We start from the raw sequence: 3116 nt of genomic DNA, 5'->3' as shown, positions 1-3116 counted from the left end.
TTCGAGGTAATGGATTTTACCCTCGTTTCTTTTAATGTTGTTTCTAATTCGGCTCTAATTTGAGACAAGTCAACTTGAAATTCTTCTAACAATGTTATTGCCAGACCTTCTCCTTCTCTCAAAATTCCCAGCAGAATATGTTCAACACCAAGGTAATCATTACCTAGTCTAAGCGCCTCTTCTCTACTAAATGATAGTACGTCTTTTGCTCTTGCTGAAAAATTTGCATCCATAATTTATGTCTTTGTTCTATAAGTATAACAATTTTATACCTTAGTTTGTTACTCTTTTAGAGGTAAAAATGATAATTATCTTACAAAGATAATACTCAATTAACCTTTCTCTCATTATTTTTAGCATTAATAATAAGGAATAAATAAAATATTCAATCACTTATTCTCTAAAATCTCGCATTCTAAGTATAAATTCAAAAATAATAAGAACAAATTCCATTCCGATTGTTAATAACGATAATTTTCAGCCCTTTTTTGTTAATAAGTCGCCATAATGTCATGCTGTTTCTTACATAGATTATGACTATTTTCGAGCCTTATAAATAATAAGCAATCACATATATGGCAGACGGAGAAAGAATCATAAAAATTAACATCGAAGACGAGATGAAATCAGCTTACATTGATTATTCAATGTCAGTAATTGTATCTAGGGCTTTACCAGATGTTAGAGATGGTTTCAAACCAGTTCACAGAAGAGTTCTTTACGGAATGTTAGACTTAGGGGTTTTATCAAATAAACCTTATAAAAAGTCTGCAAGAATCGTAGGGGATGTACTTGGTAAGTATCACCCACACGGTGACTCCTCAGTATATGACACAATGGTTCGTATGGCACAACCCTGGTCTTTGCGTTATCCTTTAGTGGATGGACAAGGTAACTTCGGTTCCGTGGATGGTGATAGTCCTGCAGCAATGCGTTATACGGAATCAAGGCTTCAAAAAATCGCTGAGGAAATGCTCGCTGATTTAGAGAAGGAAACAGTTGATTTTGCACCGAACTTTGATGACTCTTTAATGGAGCCAACAGTTCTTCCTACTAAGATACCTAATCTATTATGTAATGGAGCAAGTGGTATTGCTGTAGGTATGGCAACAAATATGCCTCCTCATAATTTAACTGAAGTTATTAATGGAACTCTAGCTTTTATAGCGAATAGAGACATTGAAATTTCAGAATTAATGGATCATATTAAGGCTCCTGATTTCCCAACAGGTGGAACGATTTATGGTTATGAAGGTGTTAAGAATGCTTTCGAAACTGGAAAAGGAAAGGTTGTCATGCGTGCGAAAGCCGTTATTGAAGAGATAAGAGAAGGAAGAGAAGCAATTATTGTTACTGAAATACCCTATCAAGTCAATAAGGCAGAAATGATTAAAAAGACTGCTGATTTAGTTAATGATAAAAAAATTGAAGGAATTTCTGATTTAAGAGATGAATCAGATAGAAATGGAATGAGAATTGTTTACGAATTGAAACGTGATGCCATTCCAAATGTTGTGTTAAATAAATTATACAAGTACACACAGCTACAGACTTCATTCTCAGTCAATAACATCGCCTTAGTAAAGGGCCGTCCTGAGATGCTGAATCTAAAAGAAATGATTCATCATTTTGTTGAACACAGACATGATGTTGTTATAAGAAGAACAAAATATGATTTAAGAAAAGCTGAAGAAAGAGCACATATTTTAGAAGGTTTAATTATTGCGTCTGATAATATTGACGAAGTAATCAAATTAATCAGAGCTTCTAAGAGTCCTGAAGAAGCAAGAGAAAAATTGATGACAAGATTTGATTTGTCTGAAATTCAATCTCGTGCAATAGTTGAAATGAGACTTAGACACTTAACTGGTCTTGAACAAGAGAAGTTAAGAGCTGAGTTTGATGAATTACAAATTAAAATTGCTGACCTTAAAGATATTCTTGCTAACGAGGATAGAAGAATGACGATCATTAAGGATGAGCTTGCTTATATAAAAGAAAAGTATGGTGATGCGAGACGTTCTGTTATAGAATACTCTGCAAGTGAGATGAGAATCGAAGATTTGATTCCTGATGAAGAAGTTGTCGTTACAATTTCGCATGAAGGTTATATCAAAAGAACATCATTATCAGAATATAGAGTTCAAAGTAGAGGAGGAGTTGGAGCAAAAGGAACAGCTACAAGAGATAAAGATTTCTTAGAGCACTTATTTGTGGCAACAAACCATAACTGGTTATTAATATTTACTGAAAAAGGTAAATGTTTCTGGATGAGAATCTTTGAAGTTCCTGAAGGAGCTAAGAATACAAAAGGAAGAGCACTTCAGAACTTAATTAATATCGAACAAGATGATTCTATTAAAGCATTCATCAATGTTCAAGACATTAAAGACGAAGAGTACATCACAGACAAGTACATTATTATGTGTACTAAGAAAGGTGTCATCAAGAAAACGAAACTTGAAGCATACTCAAGACCTAGAACGAATGGTATCAACGCTATTGGTATTAGAGAAGGAGATGAGCTATTAGAAGTTAAATTGACAAATGGTACGAATGAGATCATGTTGGCGCTTAAATCTGGTAAAGCAATTCGCTTTAATGAAGAGAAAGTAAGATTCATGGGAAGAACTGCATCTGGTGTTAGAGGAATTACCTTACAGCATGATAAAGATGAAGTAGTCGGAATGATTTGTGTTGAAAACGAAGATGCGAATGTATTGGTTGTATCTAGAAATGGATACGGTAAACGTTCTGAAGTTGCTGGATATCGTATTACGAATAGAGGTGGTAAAGGAGTTAAGACAATCAACGTTACGGATAAAACAGGCGATTTAATCGCAATGAAAAACGTAACTGATGATGATGATTTAATGATTATTACTAAAAATGGTATTGCGATTAGAATGCACATCGACCAACTAAGAGTAATGGGAAGAGCTACTCAAGGAGTTAAAGTTATTAACCTTAGGGCTAATGATGAAATTGCTGCAGTAGCCAAAGTATTTAGAGACAGAGAAGATGAAGAGGCAGAAGGTGCAGCAGAGGATGCTCCAGAATTATCTCCAGAAGACTTAGCTGCTCTTGAGGCAAAAGAAGGTTCTGAAGAAGAAGAG

Annotated in this window: 2 protein-coding genes; one reads left to right on the top strand and one right to left on the bottom strand. The window is 34.5% G+C overall.

The annotated features are described in order from the left end of the window. The coding region (locus HRT72_12695) for a hypothetical protein (GenBank protein NQY68564.1) at positions 1-233 on the bottom strand (233 nt) is incomplete at its 3' end. Positions 234-575: 342 nt separating this feature from the next. Here HRT72_12695 and gyrA point away from each other — a divergent pair. Further along, on the top strand, positions 576-3116 hold a 2541-nt coding region (gyrA, locus tag HRT72_12690; protein ID NQY68563.1), incomplete at its 3' end, for a DNA gyrase subunit A.

The sequence above is a fragment of the Flavobacteriales bacterium genome, from assembly GCA_013214975.1.
In the GTDB taxonomy this organism is placed as follows: Bacteria; Bacteroidota; Bacteroidia; order DT-38; family DT-38; genus DT-38.
This window is presented reverse-complemented; position numbering and strand designations above follow the sequence as displayed.